At 74.4% G+C, this 3840-nt stretch carries 1 protein-coding gene; it reads left to right on the top strand.

Annotated elements, in window-relative coordinates; all coding sequences use genetic code 11:
* Positions 1–3840, top strand: a 3840-nt coding sequence (locus tag ABTZ94_RS36590) for an SDR family NAD(P)-dependent oxidoreductase (protein WP_351207620.1), incomplete at both ends; no start/stop codon positions are given.

Below are 3840 nucleotides of genomic sequence, written 5' to 3'. Positions count from 1 at the left end.
CAGTCGGTGGTCGTCGCGGGTGACGAGGACGCGGCCGTCGCGATCGCCGGGACCTTCGAGGCGCAGGGCCGCAAGACCAAGCGGCTCACCGTCTCGCATGCCTTCCATTCGCCCCGCATGGACGGCATGCTCGACGCCTTCCGCGAGGTCGCACAGAGCCTCGACTACCGTGCGCCGGTCATCCCGATCGTCTCCAACCTGACCGGTTCCTCCGTCTCCGCCACCGAGATCTGCACCCCCGACCACTGGGTGCGGCACGTCCGTGAGGCGGTCCGTTTCACCGACGGCATCGGCCGGCTCCAGGAGTACGGCGTCTCCACCTACGTGGAAATCGGCCCGGGCGGGGTCCTCACCGCCATGGCGCAGGACTGCGTCACCGCCGGGACCGCGGCCTTCGTGCCGCTGCTGCGTGCCGAGCGCCCCGAGGCCAGGGCACTGACCGGCGCACTGGCCCAGGCACACGCGCACGGCGTCGGCGTCGACTGGACCGCCGTCTTCGCCGGCTCCGGCGGCCGCCGCGTGGAGCTGCCCACCTATGCTTTCCAGCGCGAGCTGTACTGGCCCGAGCCGGCCGGCCAGTGGACCGGTGATGTCACCGCCGCCGGCCTCGGCTCCGCCGACCACCCGCTGCTCGGCGCCGCGGTCTCGCTGGCCGACGCCGCCGGATTCCTGTTCACCGGGCGGCTCTCGCTCGCCACCCATCCCTGGCTCGCCGACCACGCCGTGATGGACACGGTGCTGCTGCCCGGCACCGCCTTCGTGGAGCTGGCCATCCGGGCCGGTGACCACGCCGGCTGCGACGTTCTTGAAGAGCTCACCCTGGAAGCGCCGCTGGTGCTGCCCCCGCAGGGCGGCGTGCAGCTCCAGGTGGCCGTCGGTGCCCCGGACGGCTCCGGCCGTCGCTCACTGACCCTGCACTCCCGCTTGGAGGAGTCCGCCGACGGCACCGGCTGGGGCGAGGGGGAATGGACCCGGCACGCCACCGGCGTGCTCGCCACCGGCGCCACCGCCCCCGTTGCCGACCTCGCCGCCTGGCCGCCGGCCGACGCCACCGAGGTCCCCATCGACGGCCTCTACGACTGGCTCGCCGAGACCGGCTTCGCCTACGGCCCGGTCTTCCAGGGCCTCAAGGCCGCTTGGCAGCACGGCGACGACGTCTACGCCGAGGTCCGCCTCCCGGAGAGCGCCCGCGAGGAGGCCGGCCTGTTCGGCCTGCACCCGGCGCTGCTGGACGCGGCCCTGCACGGCGTCGGCATCGGCTCCCTGCTGGAGCCCACCGAGCACGGCCGACTGCCGTTCTCCTGGAGCGGGGTGGCACTGCACGCCATTGGTGCCGCCGCCCTGCGGGTGCGCCTGTCGCCCGCCGGCCAGGACACCGTCTCCGTCCTCGTGACCGACGAGAGCGGGGCGCCGGTCGCCTCCGTCGACGCGCTGCTGCTGCGTCCCGTCTCCCCGGAGCAGGTGCACGCCGCCCGCTCCACCTTCTACGACTCCCTGTTCCGCGTCGAGTGGGGCCCGGCGCCGGTCCCGGCCGCCGCCACCACCGTCGCTGCCGGACAGTGGGCGCTGCTGGGCGACATGCCCGCGCCCGAGCTGACCGCCGCACTGCCCACCGCCGCCGCCTACGCCGACCTGGCCGCGCTCGCCGAGGCCGTCGCCGCCGGCACCCCCCTTCCGCAGGCCGTCGTCGTGCCGTTCTTCGGCCCCGGCACGGAAGCCGAGAGCGAGCCGACCGCCGCCGTACGGGCCGCGCTGCACCGTACGCTGGCGCTGGCCCAGGAGTGGCTCGCCGACGACCGGTTCGCCGGCTCCCGGCTGGTCATCGCCACCCGTAACGCCGTCGCCACCACCGCCACCGCGGACGTCGACGACCTCGCGCACGCCTCACTGTGGGGCCTGCTGCGCTCCGCACAGTCGGAGAACCCTGACCGCTTCGTCCTGCTGGACGTGGACGGCCGCGACGAGTCATTCCGTGTGCTGCCCGCCGCCCTCACCTCCGACGAGCCACAGCTCGCCGTCCGCGCCGGGTCCGTGGTTGTACCGCGGCTGGCCCGCGTCGCCGCCGACACCGCGCACACCGCCCCCGCCCTCGACCCCCGGGGTACCGCCCTGGTCACCGGCGCCACCGGCACCCTGGGCGGCCTGGTCTCCCGGCACCTGGTCGCCGAGCACGGGGTACGGAACCTGCTGCTGCTCAGCCGCCGCGGCGCCGCCGCACAGGGCGCCGACGAACTCGTCGCCGAACTGCGCGCCGCAGGCGCCGAGGTCACCCTCGCCGCCTGCGACGTGTCCGACAGGGACGCGCTGGCCGCCGTCCTGGCCGCCGTCCCGACGGAGCATCCGCTGACCGCCGTGGTGCACACCGCCGGTGTGCTGGACGACGGCGTGTTCGACTCGCTCACCCCCGAGCGCATCGACCGGGTACTGCCGCCGAAGGCCGACGGCGCGCTCCACCTGCACGAGCTGACACGCGAGCTGGACCTCGCCGCGTTCGTGCTGTTCTCCGCCGCCGCCGGCACTCTCGGCGGCCCCGGCCAGGCCAACTACGCCGCCGCCAACGCCTTCCTGGACGCCCTCGCCCAGCGCCGCCGCGCCCAGGGGCTGCCCGCCACCGCCCTCGCCTGGGGCCTGTGGGCCGAGCGCAGCGGCATGACCGGAGACCTGGACGACACCGACATCCAGCGCATCACCCGCGCCGGCGTCGCCGCGTTGTCCTCCGAGGACGGCCTGACCCTGCTGGACACCGCACTGGCCGTGGGCGACCCCGCCTTCGTGCCCATGCACCTGGACCTGGCACCGCTGCGCCGGGCCACCGACGCCGGCCAGGTGCCCGCGATGCTGCGCGGCCTGGTGCGCCTCCCCGGCCGCCGGATCGTCGAGACGGGCGGCGCCGCCCCCGTCGGCGGGCTCGCCGAGCGCCTGCTCGGCCTGTCCGTGCCCGAGCGCGACAAACTGCTCCTGGAACTCGTCTGCACCCAGGTCGCCGCAGTGCTCGGTTACGCCGGGCCGGAGGCCGTCGATGCCGGCCGGGCCTTCAAGGAACTGGGCTTCGACTCGCTCACCGCAGTCGAACTGCGCAACCGCATCGGCGCCGTGACCTCCGTCCGGCTCCCGGCCACCCTCGTCTTCGACTACCCGACGCCCACCGCCCTGGCCGGCTTCCTGCGCATCGAGATCCTCGGCGACGACGCCGACGGCGCCGCCACCACCCCGGTGACGACCGTCGCCCTCGCCGACGACGAACCCATCGCCATCGTCGGCATGAGCTGCCGCTACCCGGGGGGTGTCACCAGCCCCGAGGAGCTGTGGCAGTTCGTCCTGGGCGCCAACGACGCCATCTCCGGCTTCCCGACCGACCGCGGCTGGCAGCTGGACGGGCTCCAGAGCGATGACCAGGGCGCGGCCGGCACCAGCGCCACTATCGAGGGCGGATTCCTCTACGACGCCGGTGACTTCGACCCGGACTTCTTCGGGATCAACCCGCGCGAGGCGCTGGCCATGGACCCGCACCAGCGGCTGCTGCTGGAGACCTCCTGGGAGGTCTTCGAGCGCGCGGGCATCGACCCGGCGTCGGTACGCGGCAGCAAGACCGGTGTGTTCGCGGGCGTCATGTACCACGACTACCTGTCCCGGCTGACCGCGCTGCCCGAGGGACTCGAGGGCTACCTGGGCACCGGCACCGCGGGCAGCGTCGCCTCCGGCCGTATCTCCTACACCTTCGGACTGGAGGGTCCGGCGGTCACCATCGACACGGCGTGCTCGTCGTCGCTGGTGGCGCTGCACTTGGCCGCGCAGGCGCTGCGCAACGGTGAGTGCTCGATGGCGCTGGCCGGCGGTGTG

Source organism: Streptomyces sp. NPDC002785, assembly GCF_040295565.1.
GTDB lineage: Bacteria > Actinomycetota > Actinomycetes > Streptomycetales > Streptomycetaceae > Streptomyces.
Note: the sequence above shows the minus strand (reverse complement) of the source record. Positions and strands in the feature narration are given on the sequence as shown.